This window comes from Massilia brevitalea, assembly GCF_030711405.1.
GTDB lineage: Bacteria > Pseudomonadota > Gammaproteobacteria > Burkholderiales > Burkholderiaceae_D > Telluria > Telluria brevitalea.
In genome coordinates this window covers 1-18,934 of the sequence record NZ_JAULSI010000065.1, presented here as the reverse complement: position 1 = coordinate 18,934, position 18,934 = coordinate 1, and the positions used below count along the sequence as shown (strand labels likewise).

Annotated in this window: 17 protein-coding genes; 11 read left to right on the top strand and 6 right to left on the bottom strand. The window is 65.0% G+C overall.

Features of this window, described 5'->3' with window-relative positions:
* A partial coding sequence (locus tag QWL29_RS24750) for an acyl-CoA dehydrogenase family protein (protein ID WP_305825516.1) occupies positions 1-795 on the bottom strand: 795 nt, incomplete at its 3' end.
* 224 nt (positions 796-1,019) lie between these two features.
* Here QWL29_RS24750 and QWL29_RS24745 point away from each other — a divergent pair.
* A complete protein-coding gene (locus tag QWL29_RS24745) occupies positions 1,020-1,475 on the top strand; it encodes a PaaI family thioesterase (protein WP_305825515.1) in 456 nt (151 codons plus the stop codon).
* A 3-nt stretch (positions 1,476-1,478) separates the two neighbouring features.
* Here QWL29_RS24745 and QWL29_RS24740 read toward each other — a convergent pair whose 3' ends face one another.
* The 3 genes from QWL29_RS24740 to QWL29_RS24730 all read right to left on the bottom strand — a co-directional run bounded on the left by QWL29_RS24740 (position 1,479) and on the right by QWL29_RS24730 (position 3,844).
* Positions 1,479-2,186, bottom strand: coding sequence for an anti-sigma factor (locus tag QWL29_RS24740; RefSeq protein ID WP_305825514.1), 708 nt, complete (start codon positions 2,184-2,186; stop codon positions 1,479-1,481).
* Positions 2,183-2,770, bottom strand: coding sequence for an RNA polymerase sigma factor (locus QWL29_RS24735; RefSeq protein WP_305825513.1), 588 nt, complete (start codon positions 2,768-2,770; stop codon positions 2,183-2,185). Before QWL29_RS24735 ends, QWL29_RS24740 begins: the two co-directional genes overlap by 4 nt.
* A gap of 96 nt (positions 2,771-2,866) precedes the next feature.
* Positions 2,867-3,844: a ferritin-like domain-containing protein gene (locus tag QWL29_RS24730; RefSeq protein WP_305825512.1), complete on the bottom strand. Its 978-nt coding sequence runs from the start codon at positions 3,842-3,844 to the stop codon at positions 2,867-2,869.
* Positions 3,845-4,064: 220 nt separating this feature from the next.
* On the opposite strand from QWL29_RS24730, the gene QWL29_RS24725 reads away from it, so the two are divergent.
* The gene (locus QWL29_RS24725; RefSeq protein ID WP_305825511.1) at positions 4,065-5,312 is read left to right on the top strand and encodes a YeeE/YedE family protein; all 1,248 of its coding nucleotides are present in this window, start codon (positions 4,065-4,067) and stop codon (positions 5,310-5,312) included.
* Here QWL29_RS24725 and QWL29_RS24720 read toward each other — a convergent pair.
* Entirely contained in the window at positions 5,263-6,090 is an 828-nt protein-coding gene (locus QWL29_RS24720) for a hypothetical protein (RefSeq protein WP_305825510.1), read from the bottom strand. The two genes, QWL29_RS24725 and QWL29_RS24720, sit on opposite strands and share 50 nt — an antisense overlap.
* A gap of 100 nt (positions 6,091-6,190) precedes the next feature.
* Here QWL29_RS24720 and QWL29_RS24715 point away from each other — a divergent pair, with 100 nt between their 5' ends.
* The gene (locus QWL29_RS24715) at positions 6,191-8,386 is read left to right on the top strand and encodes a TonB-dependent receptor plug domain-containing protein (protein ID WP_305825509.1); all 2,196 of its coding nucleotides are present in this window, start codon (positions 6,191-6,193) and stop codon (positions 8,384-8,386) included.
* Positions 8,387-8,567: 181 nt separating this feature from the next.
* Here the strand turns inward: QWL29_RS24715 and QWL29_RS24710 are convergent, their stop codons facing one another.
* On the bottom strand, positions 8,568-9,386 hold the full coding sequence (locus QWL29_RS24710; protein WP_441295514.1) for an IclR family transcriptional regulator: 819 nt from the start codon (positions 9,384-9,386) through the stop codon (positions 8,568-8,570).
* A gap of 627 nt (positions 9,387-10,013) precedes the next feature.
* Between QWL29_RS24710 and QWL29_RS24705 the strand changes: the two genes are divergently transcribed.
* The 8 genes from QWL29_RS24705 to QWL29_RS24670 all read left to right on the top strand — a co-directional run bounded on the left by QWL29_RS24705 (position 10,014) and on the right by QWL29_RS24670 (position 18,888).
* Entirely contained in the window at positions 10,014-11,483 is a 1,470-nt protein-coding gene (locus tag QWL29_RS24705; RefSeq protein WP_305825517.1) for an aldehyde dehydrogenase family protein, read from the top strand.
* Entirely contained in the window at positions 11,476-12,606 is a 1,131-nt protein-coding gene (locus tag QWL29_RS24700; protein ID WP_305825507.1) for a zinc-binding dehydrogenase, read from the top strand. The genes QWL29_RS24705 and QWL29_RS24700 overlap by 8 nt, the downstream gene beginning before the upstream one ends.
* 75 nt (positions 12,607-12,681) lie before the next feature.
* Entirely contained in the window at positions 12,682-13,545 is an 864-nt protein-coding gene (locus QWL29_RS24695; protein ID WP_305825506.1) for a branched-chain amino acid ABC transporter permease, read from the top strand.
* On the top strand, positions 13,545-14,564 hold the full coding sequence (locus tag QWL29_RS24690; protein ID WP_305825505.1) for a branched-chain amino acid ABC transporter permease: 1,020 nt from the start codon (positions 13,545-13,547) through the stop codon (positions 14,562-14,564). Before QWL29_RS24695 ends, QWL29_RS24690 begins: the two co-directional genes overlap by 1 nt.
* On the top strand, positions 14,557-15,315 hold the full coding sequence (locus QWL29_RS24685) for an ABC transporter ATP-binding protein (RefSeq protein ID WP_305825504.1): 759 nt from the start codon (positions 14,557-14,559) through the stop codon (positions 15,313-15,315). Before QWL29_RS24690 ends, QWL29_RS24685 begins: the two co-directional genes overlap by 8 nt.
* Complete coding sequence (locus QWL29_RS24680) at positions 15,308-16,015, top strand: ABC transporter ATP-binding protein (RefSeq protein WP_305825503.1); 708 nt, start codon at positions 15,308-15,310, stop codon at positions 16,013-16,015. The genes QWL29_RS24685 and QWL29_RS24680 overlap by 8 nt, the downstream gene beginning before the upstream one ends.
* 70 nt (positions 16,016-16,085) lie before the next feature.
* Positions 16,086-17,267, top strand: coding sequence for an ABC transporter substrate-binding protein (locus tag QWL29_RS24675; RefSeq protein ID WP_305825502.1), 1,182 nt, complete (start codon positions 16,086-16,088; stop codon positions 17,265-17,267).
* 304 nt (positions 17,268-17,571) lie between these two features.
* Complete coding sequence (locus QWL29_RS24670) at positions 17,572-18,888, top strand: AAA family ATPase (protein WP_305825501.1); 1,317 nt, start codon at positions 17,572-17,574, stop codon at positions 18,886-18,888.
* Positions 18,889-18,934 lie beyond the last annotated feature (46 nt).

Below are 18,934 nucleotides of genomic sequence, written 5' to 3'. Positions count from 1 at the left end.
GATGCGGCCCGGCCCCAGGCGGCCCTGGGCGATCTCGAAGCCGCGCCCTTCGCCGAGCAGGATGTGATCCAGCGGCACGCGCACGTTCTCGAACAGCACCTCGGCATGGCCATGCGGCGCGTCGTCGTAGCCGAACACCGTCATGTCGCGCACGACCGTCACGCCCGGCGTGTCCATGGGGACCACGATCATCGATTGCTGGCGGTGGCGTTCCGGGTTGCCGGGGTCGGTCTTGCCCATGAAGATCATCACCTTGCAGCGCGGGTCGGCCGCGCCCGAAGTGAACCACTTGCGGCCGTTGATCACGTACGCGTCGCCGTCGCGCACGATGCTGGCGGTGATGTTGGTCGCGTCCGACGAAGCGACCTCCGGTTCGGTCATGGCGAAGGCCGAGCGGATCTCGCCGGCCAGCAGCGGCGCCAGCCAGCGGTCCTGGATCGCTGGGGACGCATAGCGCACCAGGGTTTCCATGTTGCCGGTATCGGGCGCCGAGCAGTTGAAGACTTCGGAGGCGATCGGCACGCGGCCCATCAGCTCGCACAGCGGCGCGTAGTCGAGATTGGTGAGGCCGGCGCCGTGGCTTGATTCGGGCAGGAACAGATTCCACAGGCCCGCCTCTTTTGCTTTCGCCTTCAGGCGTTCGATGGTGGGCGGCACGACGAAGGCATTGCCCGCCTTGCGCGCAGTGTCGACCTCGTTCTTGTAGGCCGCATGAAAGGGAACGATCTCGGTATCGATGAACTGCTTGACGCGGCCCTGCAGCTCAAGCGCGCGTTCGGAAAACTGGAAAGCCATATGTCTCCTGTTTGTATTTGTAGTACCGCAGAGTAAAACCGGGTTTTAATAACCGGCTCTACGATGGACGAGTGTAGCAGCGCGAAAATGGGAATACAATGCGCGAACCGCAGAGCGAAATGGTATTTTCGGAACGTCGTATTGCAGGGTTGACACCATGACGCACGTGTTTTACTGTGCAGAATCGAGACGCCGACTGTAGAACGGCGCACACAGGCTCAGACATGACATCAACGGACATCGGCACGGACGTGCCAGCAGGCTTCGAACGCCTGAAACGCGGCGGCCCCTATATGGCCAACCTCGGCGACCTGTATTGCAGCAGGGAGGGTGGCGCCATCATCATCGGCATGCGCATCACCGAGAACCACACGAATATGCGCGGCATCGCCCACGGCGGCATGCTGTCCAGCCTCGCCGATTCGGCGCTCGGCCTGGGCCTGACCATGCATTGCGAGGGGCGCCAGTCCTTCGTGACTGTGAATCTCAGCACCGACTTCATCGACGCGGCCCGCCCCGGCGACTGGGTCGAGGCCCACGTCGACATCCAGAAGCTGGGCGGACGCGTGGCATTCGCGAACTGCCAGCTGCAGGTCCGCGGCAAACGCATCCTGCGCGCCAGCGGCGTGTTCGCGGTGATGAATGCGCTCACGCCGGAGCAGCTGGCCAAGGGTTATTGAGGTTTACAGGACCCGCACCCAGTTGCCCTTGTAGAGTATCGGTCCGCTCGGCCCCTTCGGATCGGGCGAGCCGCCGCGCGGCTCCAGCGACACCGCCAGCATGGCCACATCCGCACCCAGGGCTGCGCTGCCGAGTGCGAGCGTCGTTGCGCCCGCGCTGAGCAGTCCCAGCGAGCGCGGGCTGCCCTGCCTCGGCACCGCCCACAACTGCAGGCTCTTGTCCGCGGCAACCGACATCTCGCCCACGAACTGCACGCGCAACTCCGCGCGCCTGCTGTCGCCGCTGAGCAGCAGCACCGGCTGCGCCTTGTCGTCGGCCAGCGTGGCGAGATAGTCGGGCCGCGGACGCTCGAACACGCCGCCCGCCAGCACCGCCACCAGCAGCAGCGCAGCCAGTGTCGCGACGCCGCCCAGCGCGCGCCAGAAAGCCAGGGACTCGCTGCGCCAGAACTGCCAGCCGGGGCGGCCAGCGCCCGCGCCGAGATCCAGGCGCCGCGCGATGCCGCGCCAGACGCGCCGCGGCGGCTGCCTTGCTGGTACAAGTTCGGCCATCGGCATCAAGCCGTCCTGCCATTGCGCCACCAGCTGGCGCAGCGCCGCATCGCCGTGCAGGTAGCCCTCGAAGCGGCGCCGCGCCCGCCCCTTCAGCGTGCCGAGCACATACTCGGCAGCGAGCCTGTCGCGCAGGGCCGGCTTGTCACGCAAGTTCATGGCGCGTCTCCCTTGGCGAGGCAGGCCTTCAGGCGCTCCAGGCTGCGCCGTATCCAGGTCTTGACGGTCCCCAGCGGCAACGCCAGCTGCTGCGCGACCTCGCTGTGCGACAAATCGTGGAAAAAGGCCAGCCCCACGGCCTGCCGCTGCATGCCCTCCAGCGCCGCCAGGCACCAGGCCAGGCGCCTGGCCTCGCGGCTCGCCGCCAAGGCTTCCGGCGGCGTGGCGCCCGGATCGCGCGCCGCTTCCAGCACCTCGCTGTCGAAGCGGCCGGCGTCGATTTCCAGCGCATGCCCGCTGCGGCGCAGCAGGTCGAGCGCCTTGTGGCGCACGATGGTGGTCATCCAGGTCAGCGGCGCCGCCAGCGCCGCTTCGTAGCTGCCGGCATGGTCCCAGATCGCGACGAAGCCGTCCTGCAGGGCTTCCTCGGCCAGTTCCGGCTTGCCCAGGATACGCAGGGCAAAGCCATACAGGCGCGGCGCCGTGGCGTCGTACAGCAGGCGGAACGCCGCCGGCTCGCGCCTGGCGGCGCCGAGCAGCCAGGCGCGCAGCTGCAGCGGATCGGGACTCGAAGAATCGGACACTGGGCACCTTGTCGGTCATGCCGCGTGCCGGAATGGCCGCGTTCACCCAAAGTAGCACAGGCCGCGCGCCAGCCGCGTACGGCTGGGCTGCCAGGATCAGGCGTAGGCGCTGCTCATGTTCAGCAAGCCGTTGGCGCCGCGCGGGAAGAAGCCGCCCATGCTGACCGATTCCTTGGTGAGGTAGACGATGTTCAGCACGTCGCCCGGGGTGCGGCTGAAGGCGATGCCGTCCTTGTCGAGCGGGACGATGTTCGAGGCCGTGCCGTCGCCCGCCGTGACGATGCCCTGGTCGACGTCGGCCGCGTTGTCCAGGCTGTCGCGCGCATCCGAGATGGCGCCGGCCGCCGTGCGCAAGGACGGCGTGCTGAGTCCCTTCGAATACAGGACCGTGCGCACCAGCCCCGCGTGATAGGCCTCGGCGGCCAGGATGCCGGCCGCCGCCTCGAGGAAGGTCTTGTTCTGGATGAGTGGCGACGCACCCTTGTATGCCGTGACGCCGACATCCTCGAAGATGAATGCGCCGAGCAGGAAGTTCTCGTCGCTGGCGTAGGGGTCGAAGGCGACGCCCGGCCCTACCAGCCCGGCCGCCCGCGCCGCATTCGAAAATGCGCCGTTCGGGTCGGTCCCGCCGATATCGATGGCCGGCTGTGCCACCGCGGCCGTGCCCAGCGCCCTGCGCAGGAAGCCGACGTGCGCGATTTCATCCTGGGCGATCTCCTTGGCATATTGGGCCACGAGCGGGTCGCGGAACGGCACCGCCTTGCCGCCGGTGACGGCCCCCTGGTTGCCGCTCCCGGTGAGCAGGTTCGCGGCAAGCCCGGTGCCGAACACCGCATACGAATAGAACTGGGCTTCCAGGTATTCGAGATTCAGGGCGAAGTTCAGGATGTCGGTGTCGGTCGGCTGGGCCGCCTGGGCGATGGCGTCGTGTACCGAGCCGCCGCAGGCGCTGAGAAAGGTGCCGCCGACCAGGCCGACACTCAGGCCGCCGACATTCTTGAAGAAGGAACGGCGCTTTTCCAGCTTCTGCTTGCGTGTTTCAAGTAGGGCAAGGGTGAGATTCGAATCCGTCATGGCATATCTCCGGTTGATGAAACGTCGGGAACAGCATCGGGCCCACGTCTGCATTTCAGACCGGAAATAGTCAAGCAGGAAAGCGCAGGCCGTACTCTCTATACGCAGCGGCGCGCCGTTCGGATTCAATTATTTTGCGGGCGGCTTTGCTGGCGGGCTCCAGCACGAAAAGGCAAAAAGCGCGAAAATAGCGGGTTACGTTCTACTGCTATCTCACGCCATGTCCAATCCAGCATCCTTGTCCGCCCCCGGGCGCTTCAGCATCAATCCGAAGCCGCTTGCGGTTTCGCTCTTCCTGATCCTGGTCGGCGCCCTGTACCTGATGCAGGTCGTCGACGCGCGCCAGGCCGCACTGTACGTGATCGGCGCGCTGCTCGGCGTCGCCCTGTACCACGCCGCCTTCGGCTTCACCTCGGCCTGGCGCGTCTTCATCGCCGACGGCCGCGGCGCCGGCCTGCGCGCGCAGATGCTCATGCTCGCCGTCGGCGTCGCCCTGTTCTTCCCTGCCCTGGCCGCCGGCACGCTGTTCGGCACGCCGGTCTCGGGCCTGGTGTCGCCAGCCGGCACCTCGGTGGTGGTCGGCGCCTTCATCTTCGGCATCGGCATGCAGCTGGGCGGCGGCTGCGCCTCGGGCACGCTGTACACCGTGGGCGGCGGCAGCACGCGCATGCTGGTCACCCTGCTGTTCTTCATCATCGGCTCGGTGATCGCCACCGCGCACATGCCATATTGGACCTCGCTGCCGCAGCTGAAACCGGTCTCGCTGGTGACGGAACTCGGCGTGCTGCCGGCCCTGCTGCTGAACTTTGCCGTGTTCGCGGCGATTGCCGGCATCACCGTGATCGTCGAGAAGCGCCGCCATGGCCGCCTGGTCAACCCGAGCACGCCGGCGGCACGCCGCGCCTCGTGGGTATATGGACCATGGCCGCTGGTGGCCGGCGCCATCGCCCTGGTGCTGCTGAACTTCGCCACGCTGGCCCTGGCCGGCCGCCCATGGGGCGTGACCTCGGCTTTTGCGCTGTGGGGCGCCAAGGCCGCAAGCGCGATCGGCATCGACGTCGCCAGCTGGACCTACTGGTCGACGAAAGCAAATGCCGCCGCGCTGGCCGCGCCGCTGTCGAACGATGTGACGACCGTGATGGACATCGGCATCGTGCTCGGCGCGATGCTGGCCGCCGCCCTGGCCGGCCGCTACGCACCGGTGTGGCGCCTGCCGCTGCGCTCCCTGGTTGCCGCCGTTGTCGGCGGCCTGATGCTCGGCTACGGCGCCCGCCTGGCCTACGGCTGCAACATCGGCGCCTACTTCAGCGGCATCATCTCGGGCAGCCTGCACGGCTGGCTGTGGCTGGTGTTTGCGTTTGCCGGCAACGTGCTCGGCACGCGCCTGCGCCCGCTGTTTGGCCTCGAAGTCGAGCGCATCAAGGCGAGCGGCTGCGGACCAGGCACAGCGCCAGCACCCACCCGATGACCGGCGAGGCGCCGTAGCCGATCACCGGAATCGGGTAGTTACCAAACAGGCCGGCCAGCACCAGGCCGGCCCAGAAGCCTGCAAGCGCGTAGCCGGCGCCGCGCTTGCAGGCGTCACGAGCAGTCGGCAGGAAAGGCAGCGGCAGCATCGCCAGAAGGACGACAGCCGCAGCACCCAGCAGCGTCGATACCGCCCAGGCCTGCGCGACGATTTCCTCGGCATACGGCACCGGCGCCAGGGTATCAGGCCGGGTCCAGCCCCAGGCCGCCAGGCACCAGGCCAATACGCACAGCGGCAGCAGCGTCTTCCAGTGCGTCCGCTCTCCCAGCAGCAAGCCGCTCAGGCCCAGCGCAAAGGCCAGGCTCGCTGCGCCATCATTCCCCATCCCGAAGCAGAGCACCGCGGCGCCGGCCAGCGCGGCGCACAGCGTGCTGCCGGCTGCGCGCGCCAGCGCCAGCAGCAGGACGGAACCGAGCAGGCTGGCCGGATGCAGCAGCACCGGCCAGATGCGCAGCCAGCGCCGGGCGCCGTCGATCTCGACACCCACGAACAGTACCGCGCACGCAAGCAGCAGGATGGCGGCGCTTGTCCAGCGTGCGTCGAGCGCATTGATCACGCCCGCGACCCGCCGCGGTGTGGCGATCAGCGCCGCCAGCGCAAAGGCGCCCGCCTGGATCGCGATGCTGCCGTTTGGCGCGCCCGCCACCCGCAGCGACAGCAGGCTGACCACGGCAGTTGCCAACACCAGCACCGGAACGTAATACGTGGGCAGTCGCACGAAATGTTCTCCTTTTAGTTAAATAATGGTAACGCCTTGCGGATGAACTCGGCGACAATATCGCACCCTGCGTTCTAGTCTTTACGATTCCTGCCGCCCCATGCTTCGTCCATCGCTCGTCCTGCTTTGCCTCGCCAGCCAGCCTGTCCTGGCCCAGAGCGTCACCGCCCCCGCCACCGATCCCGCCGCCGCCAAACCGGTGCGCAAGGAAGACGCCAAGCCGGCCGAAAAAATCCAGCGCGTCGAAGTCCGGGGCGCGAACACCTACGACGCGCGGCGCGACGACACCGCCAGCCGCATCGTGGTCTCGAGCGAAGAAATCCAGCGCTACGGCGACACCTCGGTGCTCGACGTCTTCAAGCGCCTGCCCGGCATCACCGTCAGCGGCGCATCGGGCCGCGGCGGCGAGATCCGCATGCGCGGCCTGGGCAGCGGCTACACCCAGATCCTGCTCAACGGCGAGCGCGCGCCGGCCGGCTTTTCGATCGACCAGCTCTCGCCCGACGTCATCGAGCGCATCGAGATTTTGCCGGCGGCCAGCGCCGAGTTCTCGACCCAGTCGATCGCCGGCACCATCAACATCGTCCTCAAGAAAACGGTGAAGAAGGCGCAGCGCGAACTCAAGCTCGGCGCAGGCAAGAGCGCAGACACGACCAATCCGAACGCCAGCCTGCAGCTGTCGGACCGCGCCGGCAAGCTGTCGTACTCGCTTGGCGCGAACGCTACGGCGTACGACTTCCACCGCGCATCCCCAGTCGAGGAAAGCCAGCTCGCACCAAACGGAGGGTTGGTCATGCAGCGCCGCCTTGACCAGCAAGACCGTGGCCGCTCGAAGAACCTGAACCTGGCGCCGCGCCTGAACTGGACCGGCGAGAACGGCGACACGCTTACTTCGCAGAACATCTTCAACTACAACCACAACAGCTTCCATGGCGACGGCGTGACCAGCACCCTGCTCGGCCGCCCGCCGCTGTACGACCTGCGCGACACCAACAACCGCGCCAACAATGCCTTCCTGCGCTCGGACCTGAACTGGGTCCACGCGTTGGCGGGCGGCGCCAAGCTGGATGTGAAAGTCGGCGTGAGCGGCATGCGCAACCGCGGTACCTGGCGCGAATTCGACTACGCCGGCGGTCCGCTGGCGCGCGAAGCCACGGTCTGGAGCAAGACCTCGGAGCGCGGCATCACCTCGACCGGCAAGTACGCCACCACCTGGCGCACCGGCCACGCGCTGTCTGCAGGCTGGGACGGCGGGCTCACGCGGCGCAACGATGCGCGCGTCGAGGACGAAGGCTTTCCGCTGAGCGGGCGCGATGCCTTCGCCGACGAACGCTACCGCGCCCGCATCGAGCGCATGGCGCTGTTCGTGCAGGACGAATGGAGCATCACGCCGCGCTGGTCGATGTATGCCGGCCTGCGCTGGGAAGGGCTGGAGACGACCAGCGAAGGCAATACCTTCGACGCCACGCGCAACCGCAGCAGCGTCTGGAGCCCGCTGGCGCAGACCTTGTATAAACTGCCCGACAGCCGCGACCAGGTGCGCCTGGCGCTGACCCGCACCTATAAGGCCCCGCCGGCCAGCAGCCTGATCCCGCGCCGCTTCACCACGCCGAACAACAGCCAGACCGATCCCGACTACCGCGGCAACCCTGGCCTGAAGCCGGAACTGGCGACCGGCATCGACGCCTCCTATGAGCACTACTGGGCCGAGAAGGCGCTGCTCAGCGCCAGCGTCTCGGTGCGCCGCATCGAGGACTACACGCGCCAGGGCCTGGTGCTCGAGAACGGGCGCTGGATCCAGACCCCGGTCAACGACGGCAACGCCCTCACGCGCAGCCTGGAACTGGAAGCGAAGTTCCCGCTGTCGTCGCTGCGCGAGGACGTGCCGGATGTCGACCTGCGCGCCAGCGTGTCGCGCAACTGGTCGCGCGTGGATGCCGTGCCCGGTCCGGACAACCGCCTCGACCAGCAGACGCCGTTCTCCGCCACCCTCGGCGTCGACTGGCGCGCCCGCGGCGGCAAGCTGAGCGCCGGCTCCAGCTTCGCCTTCAGGAGCGGCGGCCCGGTGCGCATCAACGTCGAGCAGTTCGGCTACCAGAGCGTGCGGCGCGACCTCGACATGTACGCGCTCTACAAATTCAACCCGCAATACCAGCTGCGCGTGGCGCTGTCGAACCTGCTCGCGCAGGACTACATCGGCGATTCGCGCTATGTGGACGAGAACGGGACGATGCGTCGCACCAGCATCTACCCCGGCCGCACAATGGCGCGCGTGACGCTGGAATCACGGTTCTAACGACAAAACTCACCAACAAAACAACAGGGGTCAAGTCTGCCTTCGAGACACGAACTCGGCTGTAGGAAAGAATGATGCCGTCCCCGGGCGCGTAAAAATGGTGATGCCGACGGCTTAAGGCTGAGTCCGTGTCTTGATGGCAGACTTGACCCCCGTTGTTTTTGGGGGACGCTGGCGTTTGTCAGGACTCCAGCCGCGACGCGATCTCGATCAGGCGTGGCCGCACTTCGTTCAAGAGGAATTCCTGCGACACGCTCGACGACGGCCCGCCGCAGTTCACCGACATCAGCTGGCTGCCGCCGATCGGGAAGAAGCCGACCGCGATGCCGTTCACGTCTTTCTGCCACTCGCCGAACGAGGTGGCGCACCCATATTGGGCGTAGTCGCGCAGGCCTTTTTCGAGGCCATCCTGCATGGCGGTGAAGGCCAGTTCGTCGAGTTCCAGGCAGCGGCTGAGGATATCCTTGCGCTCCTGCTCCGACGCCTTGACCAGGTAGGCGCGGCCGATGGCGGACGCCGCCAGCGGCATGCGCGAGCCGACCTGCAGCGACAGCGACAGCGCCGCCGTGCTGCGGCAGACTTCCACGTAGATCATCGACAGGCGGTCGCGCATGGCGATCGAGACCGTGGTGCCCGAGAAGTCGGCCAGTTCCTGCAGCATCGGCCGCGCCAGCTGGCGGATGTCGAGCCGGGCCAGCATCGCGCTGCCCAGGCCCAGGGTGGCGGTGCCGAGCACGTAGCGGCCGCCGCTTTCCTGGGTCAGGTAGCCGAGCCTGGTGAGGGTGTAGGTGAAGCGCGTGACGGTGGACTTGGGCAGGCCGCAGCGTTCGGCGATCTGCTGGTTGGTCAGGCCCTTGTCGGCGGAACGGAAGCAGGCCAGCACCTCGAGCCCGCGCGCGAGGGCCGTGATGTAGTAGCGGTCCTCGTTGTTCTTCGCTGCGTCCGGAGTATCGGCCGCTTCGGCGTCGTCGGCGTTGCGGTGCGTGTCGCTCAGTTGCATGGCTGATTCCAGGTTGACCATCTTTGTTCGTCCGATTTCTTTTGCATTTGCATCGAAGGTGCTTTGCGAGATGAATTCCGCGTGGCAAACTGGCTCGGTTTNGTCGGCGTTGCGGTGCGTGTCGCTCAGTTGCATGGCTGATTCCAGGTTGACCATCTTTGTTCGTCCGATTTCTTTTGCATTTGCATCGAAGGTGCTTTGCGAGATGAATTCCGCGTGGCAAACTGGCTCGGTTTGTGTCGGGTTTCGCTGTTCGTAGGGTGGGCACTTGTGCCCACCCTACGAACAGCGAAACCTCGAAAAACCTCACTCTGCCCTAGCAGTATCTGCGCCCAGTTTGCGGCGGATCATATCGTGAGACCGCGTGGGCTCAAGAGCCCGCCCTACGAAACCCCTCTGGCAGCGATCATGAACAAATCGTTGCTACCGTTGCAAAAGTATCGTATTCTTTTTTTGTTCCATTTTACATCGCTTTGTTTCACCTAGCAAAACAAATGATCTGAATACCCATGGGTTCTCCGGAGCCCACGCACAGGAGTCAGAAGCATGGCATTAGCTCAGGTTCAGTCGAGCACGAACGATACGAACGGCCTCCAGGCCGTGCCCTCCTCCTCATCCGGCGACGCATTGCGCGTCCACGAACACTTCTTCATCAATGGCCGCTGGATCGCACCGCGCGGCCATGGCAGCATCGACGTCATCCAGTCCTCGAACGAGCGTGTGATCGGCCGCATCCCCGAAGGCATCGATGCCGACGCCGGCGCAGCAGTGGCCGCCGCCTGCGCCGCCTTCGAGCGCTGGAGCATCACCACGCCGCAGGAACGCGGCGCTTATCTGGAAAAGATCGGCGCCGGCCTGCGCGCCCGCGCCGACGAACTGGCCGACCTCATCGCACGCGAAGTCGGCATGCCCCTGAAACTGGCCGGCATGATCCAGGTCGGCTCGCCGCTCGCCACCTTCGCCGGCTATGCCAGGATGGCCACCGAATTCGAATGGGAACACACGGTCGGCCATTCGCGCGTGCTGCGCGAGCCGGTCGGCGTGGTCGCCTGCATCACGCCATGGAACTACCCGCTGCACCAGATCGCCGCCAAGGTTGGCGCTGCGCTGGCCGCCGGCTGCACCGTGGTGCTGAAGCCCTCGGAAATCGCGCCGCTGAACGCCTTCGTGCTGGCCGAAGTCATCGAACGGGCCGGCCTGCCCGCCGGCGTCTTCAACCTGGTGAGCGGCTACGGTTCCGGCATCGGCGAAGCGCTGGTGCGCCATCCGGACGTCGACATGGTCTCGTTCACCGGTTCCACCCGCGCCGGACGGCGCATCTCGGAAGTGGCCGCCGGCACCATCAAGCGCGTGACGCTGGAACTGGGCGGCAAATCGGCAGCCGTGATCCTGGAAGACGCCGACCTCGCCGCCGCCGTGAAAGGCACGCTGAACGCCTGCTTCCTGAACAGCGGCCAGACATGCTCGGCCCACACCCGCATGCTGGTGCCGGAAGCGCGCTATGAAGAAGCGGCGCGCCTGGCGGTCGAGGGCGCGAAAAGCTTCACCGTCGGCGACCCTTTGCTGCCCGGCGCGCGCCTCGGTCCACTCGTATCCGAAGCCCAGCGCGACCGCGTGCGCGGCTACATCCGCGCCGGCCTGGAAGACGGCGCCGAACTGCTGTGCGGCGGCGCCGATGCGCCGGCCGGCCTGGACACCGGCTGGTACGTGCAGCCGACCGTGTTCGGCCACGTGCACCCCGACAGCACCATCGCGCAGGAAGAAATCTTCGGCCCGGTCCTGTCGATCATCACCTACCGCAGCGAAGACGAAGCCGTGCGCATCGCCAACGGCACGCCGTATGGGCTGGGCGGCGCGGTCTGGGCCGGCAGCGACGAACGCGCGATTGCCGTGGCGCGGCGCCTGCGCACCGGCCAGGTCGACATCAATGGCGGCGGCTTCAATGGCCAGGCGCCGTTCGGCGGCTACAAGCAGTCGGGCAACGGCCGCGAACTGGGCCGCTATGGCCTGGACGAATTCCTCGAATACAAATCGCTGCAATGCCGCGTGCAGAAGCAAGCACGCGCGCCAGAAAAGGAGACAGACGCAGATGAGTGAAACGAAGTACGAGCCGAAGTACCAGCGCGCCAGGGCCGTCGTGTGCCGCACCACCGGCGAAGCAGTGGTGGTGGAGGAAATCGACGTCGAGTACCCGCGCCGCGGCGAAGTGATGATCAAGATGGCCGCCTGCGGCATCTGCCACAGCGATTTGTCGGCCACGAACGGCACCATCCCGATGCCGGCCCCGCTCGTGCTGGGCCACGAAGGCGCGGGTGTCGTCGTCCACGTGGGCGAAGGCGTGACCGAATACGCGGTCGGCGACCACGTTCTCAGCTCATTCGTGAGCATGTGCGGCAAGTGCCGCTGGTGCCAGACCGGCCGCCCGCAACTGTGCGACCAGGCCGCCAGGGCCGCGATCTCCCTGCCCGACGGCACGGTGCGCACGCGTGGCCTCGATGGCCAGCCCCTGAACATCTTCTCCGGCTGCGGCGTGATGGCCGAATATGCCACCCTGCACGTCGATAACGTGGTCAAGATCGCGCAGGACGTCGCCCTCGACCGCGCCTGCCTGGTCGGCTGCGGCGTGATGACGGGCGTCGGCGCCGCCGTCAACACGGCCAAGGTGGAACCGGGTTCGATCGCCGTGGTCTTCGGCTGCGGCGGCGTGGGCCTGAACGCGATCCAGGGCTGCCGCATCGCCGGCGCGGCCACCATCGTCGCGGTCGACATGTCCGACGCCAAGCTCGAGAAGGCGAAGGAGTTCGGCGCCACCCACACCATCAACGCTGCCACACCCGACCTGGTGAAAGCCGTGAAGAAGCTCACCGGCGGCGGCGCCGACTACGCCTTCGAGTGCGTCGGCATGGGCGACATCGTGGCCCAGGCCTACGGCGTGCTGGCCAAGGGCGGCGTGGCGGTGGCGGTGGGCGTGGCCTCGCAAAAGGACAGCACCACGGTGCGCACCGCCAGCCTCACCTTTGAAGAGAAAACCCTCACCGGCAGCTACTTCGGTTCCGCGCGTCCGCGCCAGGACTTCCCGCGTCTGCTGGCCCTGTACCGCGAAAAGCGCCTGAAACTCGACGAACTCATTACCCGCCGCTACCGCATCGAGGAAGCGCCGCAGGCATTTGCCGACCTGGCCGAAGGCCGCAACGCACGAGGGGTCATCATGTTCGAGTAATCCGCACTCCCCTGCACGGCATCCAAAAGCACCACCGCGCAAAAAGCGCACCTATAAAATAATGGAGACAAGATTTTGGAGCTTTTCCTGCAACAGGTCCTGAATGGACTCACCCTGGGCGGCGTGTACAGCCTCGTCGCGCTCGGGCTCACGCTGGTGTACGGCATCCTGCACGTACCCAATTTCGCACACGGCGCCTTCTACATGGCCGGTGCCTATGCCGCCTTCTTCATCATCGATAAGCTCGGCCTGAACTACTGGTGGGGCATGCTCGGCGCCGCCGCCACGGTGGCCCTGATTTCCGTGGTGTCGGAACGCCTGGTGTTCCACCCGCTGCGCAACGCCCCCTACCTGCACCACATGATCGCCTCGATCGGCATCCTGCTGTTCCTGGAAGCCGGCGCCCAGGCCATCTGGGGTGCGGACTTCCACCGCATGACCACGCCGTACAACCAGATCCTCACCTTCGGCGGCCTGACCATGCCGGCCCAGCGCCTGTTGATCATCGCTGCCGCCTTCCTGCTGGTCGTGCTGCTGCAGCTGTTCCTGAAGAAGACCGTCACCGGTGCGACGATCGTCGCCATGGCCCAGAACCGCGAAGGCGCGGCCCTGGTCGGCATCGACGCCACCCGCGTGGCAATGCTCACCTTTGCCATCGCCGGCGCACTGGCCGGCATGGCCGCGGTGCTGTACGCGCCGATCAACCTGGTCTACACCTCGATGGGCCACCTGGTGATTACCAAGGCCTTCGTCATCATCGTGCTGGGCGGGATGGGCAGCGTGCCGGGCGCGATCGTCGGCGGTTTGATCATCGGCTTTGCCGAAGCCTTCGGCGCCTTCTACATCTCGACCGACTACAAGGACATCATCGCCTTTGCGCTGCTGGTGCTGATCCTGTCGGTGCGTCCGCAAGGCCTGTTCGCGAAGGGAGCCCACTGATGAAGCTCCTCAACGCCAAGGTCGGCTGGACCCTGCTGCTGGTGCTGGCCGCCGCCTTCCCCTTCCTGGCCGATAACGACTACCACCTCACCGTGATGTCGACCGCCTTCATCTATGCCATCGCCACCATCGGCCTGAACCTGATCACGGGTTACACCGGCCAGTACAACCTGGCGCACAGCGGCTTCATGGCCGTGGGCGCCTACACGGTCGGCATCCTGACCGTCGACTACGGCATGTCGTTCTGGCTGTCGTTCGCGCTGTCCGGCTTCGTGGCCGCTTTCCTCGGCTTTTTTGTGGGCATCGTGTCGCTGCGCCTGAAGACCCACTTCTTCTCGATCTTCACGCTGTGCGTGGGCTACATCATGTTCCTCGTGATCGAGAAGTGGGAAAGCCTGACCCACGGCACGGTCGGCATCATGGGCATCCCGGCGCCGGAAAACATCGGCCCGCTGGACTTTTCCGAGCCGCGCACCCAGTACTACATGGTGCTGTTCTTCCTGGCCGCGAGCGTGTGGATCATGCACCGCATCGTGCATTCGCTGCTGGGCCGCACCTTCATGGCCATTCGCAACGGCGACGACCTGGCCCAGGCCCTGGGCATCAACCTGATGCGCAACAAGCTGCTCGCCTTCATGCTGTCGGTGTTCTTCTCGGGCCTCGCCGGCGGTTTGTACGCCGGCTACGTGCGCTTCCTCGGCCCCGCCGTGGCCAGCGTCGAGCACACCTTCGACATGACCATGTACATGCTGATCGGCGGCATCGGCACCCTGCTCGGGCCTTTGCTCGGCGCGATCGCCATGCCATGGCTGACCCAGTATTTGCAGGTGCTGCAGGAATTCCGCTTCGTGGTGTTCGGCCCGCTGCTGGTCCTGCTCGTCATCTTCCTGCCGTACGGGATCGTCGGCACTTACCTGAACCGCCAGCGCAGGAAGGCCGCCATGCGCGCGCCTGCGGCCCCGGCACAATCGGCATCGTCGTCGACGGCCGCACCGAAGCAAGGAGCAACGCATGCTTAAGATCGACCACCTGACCAAGCGCTTCGGCGGACTGTGCGCCGTGAACGACGTCAGCGCCTCGTGCGAGGCCGGCACCATCAACGCCATCATCGGGCCGAACGGCGCCGGCAAGACCACCTTCTTCAACCTGATCAGCGGCGCCATCGCCCCGACCTCGGGCAAGGTGATCTTCAAGGGCGAAGACGTGACCGGCCTGCGCGCCGACGAGGTGGCGCGGCGCGGGATGGCGCGCACCTTCCAGACCACGACCCTGTTCGATACGGCCACGGTGCTGGACAACCTGATCGTCGGCCACCGCCTGCGCACCGGCTCGACGCTGATCGACGCCGTGCTCGGCACGCGCCGCATGAAGGACGAGGAACGCCGCTGCCGCGAGAAGGCGCGCGCGGCGCTCGACTTCGTCGGCCTGGCCCACATCGAGGCGCGCATCGCCGGCGACATCTCGCAAGAGGAACGCAAGCGCGTCGCCTTCGCCCTGGCCCTGTCGACCGATCCGAGCCTGCTGCTGCTGGACGAACCGGCAGGCGGCGTGAACCCGGAAGAAACCGAGGGCCTGGCGCGATTGATCCGCAAGATGGCCGACAGCGGCCTGACGATCTGCCTGATCGAACACAAGATGGACATGATCATGAATTTGGCCGACAGGATCCTGGTGCTGAACTACGGCGAGCGCATCGCCGAAGGCACGCCGGCCGAAATCCGCGCCAACCCGGTCGTGATCGAAGCCTACCTGGGGAGCGAGCATGCTTAAACTCGACAAGGTAAATCTCTCCTACGGGAGCTTTCGCGCGCTGCACGATGTGACGCTGCACGCGGACGAAGGCGAGCTGGTGGTGCTGCTCGGCTCGAACGGCGCCGGCAAAAGCTCGATTTTTCTTACCATGAGCGGCTTGAACAAGGCCTCGTCGGGGTCGATCCATTTCGGGTCGCAGAACCTGGTGGGCCGCAAGCCCTCGCAGATCGTGGCCGATGGCCTGATCCACTGCCCGGAAGGCCGCAAGCTCTTCCCCGGCATGTCGGTGCTGAAGAACCTGACGCTTGGCGCCTACGTGCACCGCGGCGACAGCAAGGGCACCCAGCGTACGCTGGACGAGGTGTTCGCGCTGTTCCCGATCCTGCACGAGAAAAAGGACATGCCGGCCGGGTCGCTGAGCGGCGGCCAGCAGCAGATGGTGGCGATCGGCCGCGCCCTGATGGGTCGCCCGAAGGCGCTGCTGCTGGACGAGCCCTCGCTCGGCCTGGCGCCGCTGGTGGTGAAGCAGATGTTCGAGGTCATCGCGCGCATCAACAAGGCCGGCACCACGGTGCTGCTGGCCGAGCAGAACGCGTATGCGGCGCTGAACATCGCCAGCCGCGCCTATGTCATCGAGCAGGGCCGCATCGTGCTCGAAGGTGGGCGCGAGGAACTGCTGAACAACGAGCAGGTCCGGCGTGCCTACATTGGCGCTTGACGAGCCGGACAGATTCGACAGAGTATTGACACGTAGCACCCACAACAAGCAAAACCAAGGAGACACCACCATGAAGTTGCAAGCCAAGTTCACCCGCCGCACCCTGATCGCCGCTACCGCCGCCACCCTGGCCCTGGCCGGCGGCGCCGCCCACGCCCAGGAAGTCATCAAGATCGGCTTCTCCGGTCCGCTGAGCGGCGGCGCTGCCCTGTACGGCAAGAACGTCCTGTCGGGCATGGAGATGGCCGCGGCCGAGATCAACGCCAAGCCGCTGGACATCGGCGGCAAGCGCTACAAGGTCGAAATCGTGGCGCTGGACGACAAATACAACCCGGCCGAAACCGGCATCAACGTCCAGCGCCTGGTCCAGCAGCACAAGACCGCCGCCGTGCTGGTGCCGCACTCGGGCGGCGTGTTCGCGGTCCAGGCCTTCAACGAAAAATCGAAGGTGCTGCTGCTGGCCTATACCAGTCTGCCGCAGGTGACCGAACGCGGCAACAAGCTGACCATCCGCATCCCGCCCGACTTCACCGGCTACATCACTCCATTCACCAAGGCCATGATGGCCAAGCACGGCAAGAACGTCGCCATGGTCCAGGCCGACCACGACTACGCAAAAGCCTGGTCGGCAGCCTTCAAGCCGGTGTGGGAAGCGGCCGGTGGCAAGGTCGTGGCCGAGAACCCGATGTCGTACAACAAGGCGACCGACTTCTACAGCGGCGTGAGCCGCGCGATGCAGGCGAAACCGGACGTCATGTTCATCGGCGGCGCCTCCGAGCCGACCGCGCTGGTGGCCAAGCAGGCGCGCGAACTGGGCTTCAAGGGCGGCTTCATCATCCTCGACCAGGCCAAGATCGACGAAATGGCCAAGGTGGTCGGCGGCATCGCCCCGCTGGAAGGCTCGATCGGCGTGATGCCGCTGGCGAATGACGACCGTCCGGAAGCGGTGGCCTTCACCCAGCGCTACCGCAAGCTCAATCCAGGCAAGGACCCGAGCACCGAGATCAGCCTGAACTACTCGACCGTGCACGCGACCGTGGCCGCGATGAAGCTGGCCGGCACCACGACCGATGCCGCGGCGATTCGCGCGCAGATGGAAAAGGCATATACCACGCTGCCGGCGATGTACAACCCGAACGATATCGATGGCCTGGACAGCAAGGGCGGCACCATCGCCAACGTGATCCTGGGTACCGTCGAGGGCGGCAAGATCAAGGGGCAGTTCCTGCGCGCGCTGAACGCCGGGAAGTAAGAAAACGGACGCACGCCATTTTCTGAAATGCCAAGAACCGTTACCTGGAATGGTAACGGTTCTTTTTTATTTCTCGAGCAGGTCTCAACAGCCATGATGTCCCCTCCTTGCTAAGCGGGTAAGCGCCCCTTACACTGCCACGTGCCGAACACCTGCTGTATGGTCACGGCAGACGTCAATCGTGCTTGTTTTTGCAGCTCACCGGGTTGAAGGTTCTTGCCCTTGTCTTGGCTGAGCAAGATGCGGCCTTGTGCCTGGCGAATCCAGCGGTCGAGTGTGACGCGTACAGTTATCAAGGAAAAATATGTTGTTATCCATCGATCTGAAAAATTTCAAGAGCTACCAGGACGCGGTTTTGCCTCTGGCGCCGATGACGTTTCTCATTGGTGCAAACGCATCTGGCAAGAGCAATGTGCTTGAAGCGATTCGCTTGCTGAACTGGCTGGCCAAGGGCAGCCGGCTTGATGACATATCCAGGACGATTCAAAGTGGGGAAACGATCGTTCGCGGTCAAGCTAACGATCTGTTCAGGGATCCGCACTTGAACCTGAGTTTGGGAAGCCGGTTCAGTAACGCGCCCGACGACTGGAACGATTTCGAGATCTCCATTGCATCCGCAAACGAACAATTGATCGTCGCGGGAGAGAAAGTTGAACAGGAAGGCCGTTCAGTGCCGCTGTATCAGATCGACAGTGCTCCCACGCCCCATTCTGACGAGGTAAGCGTCGCGTACAACAACTTCAAACGCGGAAAAAACAAACCGCATATTCCATGTTCAAACCGGCAGGCGATCTTTTACCAACTGGAGACGCCAGGCAGGTTCGAGGCGGGTCACGAAGAATCCCAAAGAATTATCCCACTCGTGACTAAAAACGTACGGGAAACCTTGCGTAACGTCGTGTTTTTGGACTCGAGGCCGGCGTTGATGCGTGACTATGCCTACGTAAAAGACGACCAGATGAAAGAAGACGGCAGTAACTTATCTGCCGTACTTTACCGAATATCCACCGACGATGACCAGAAAGCCAGACTGCTCGATTTCATTCGCTCTTTGCCGGAACAGGATATTACCGACGTCACATTCATCAAGACCGATCGTAATGACGTCATGGTTCGTCTTGTTGAAACGTTCGGCAAACACAACCGGGTCGTTGACGCTCCTTTGCTATCCGATGGCACACTCAGAGTTCTCGCGATTGGCGCAGCGCTGCTCACAGCGCCGAGCGGTGCATTGGTCATCATCGAGGAAATCGACAACGGTGTCCATCCCAGCCGCGCCGACATGCTGGTGCGTCAACTCTATTCGATCGCCGCCGACCGCCAGCTGCGTGTATTACTGACCTCGCATAATCCAGCGTTGCTCGATGCCTTGCCAGACAGCGCACTGGGCGACGTAGTTGCCTGTTACCGCGATCCGGATGAAGGCGATAGTCGACTGGTTCGCCTGGGCGACTTGGAGCGATATCCAGAACTGGTTGCGCAAGGCCCGCTAGGTCAGTTAATGACACGGCGCGTCCTGGATAATTTTCTCAAAGACACGTCAACATCGGAAGATAGGAAAGCGATCGGGCTGGATTGGCTGGCCCGGCTAAGGAAAAGTACCGAGGAGCGGCAGGAATGACTGAGGTACTCTGATTTTTCCGGACACTCTTGTTTGGTAAAGTTCA

Coding starts and splice junctions, on each gene's coding strand:
- QWL29_RS24725 (WP_305825511.1), top strand. CDS start 4,065: ATGTCCAATCCAGCATCCTTGTCCGCCCCCGGGCGCTTCAGCATCAAT.
- QWL29_RS24680 (WP_305825503.1), top strand. CDS start 15,308: ATGCTTAAACTCGACAAGGTAAATCTCTCCTACGGGAGCTTTCGCGCG.
- QWL29_RS24690 (WP_305825505.1), top strand. CDS start 13,545: ATGAAGCTCCTCAACGCCAAGGTCGGCTGGACCCTGCTGCTGGTGCTG.
- QWL29_RS24740 (WP_305825514.1), bottom strand. CDS start 2,186: ATGAACTTGCGTGACAAGCCGGCCCTGCGCGACAGGCTCGCTGCCGAG.
- QWL29_RS24730 (WP_305825512.1), bottom strand. CDS start 3,844: ATGACGGATTCGAATCTCACCCTTGCCCTACTTGAAACACGCAAGCAG.
- QWL29_RS24670 (WP_305825501.1), top strand. CDS start 17,572: ATGTTGTTATCCATCGATCTGAAAAATTTCAAGAGCTACCAGGACGCG.
- QWL29_RS24710 (WP_441295514.1), bottom strand. CDS start 9,386: ATGCAACTGAGCGACACGCACCGCAACGCCGACGACGCCGAAGCGGCC.
- QWL29_RS24700 (WP_305825507.1), top strand. CDS start 11,476: ATGAGTGAAACGAAGTACGAGCCGAAGTACCAGCGCGCCAGGGCCGTC.
- QWL29_RS24675 (WP_305825502.1), top strand. CDS start 16,086: ATGAAGTTGCAAGCCAAGTTCACCCGCCGCACCCTGATCGCCGCTACC.
- QWL29_RS24715 (WP_305825509.1), top strand. CDS start 6,191: ATGCTTCGTCCATCGCTCGTCCTGCTTTGCCTCGCCAGCCAGCCTGTC.
- QWL29_RS24685 (WP_305825504.1), top strand. CDS start 14,557: ATGCTTAAGATCGACCACCTGACCAAGCGCTTCGGCGGACTGTGCGCC.
- QWL29_RS24745 (WP_305825515.1), top strand. CDS start 1,020: ATGACATCAACGGACATCGGCACGGACGTGCCAGCAGGCTTCGAACGC.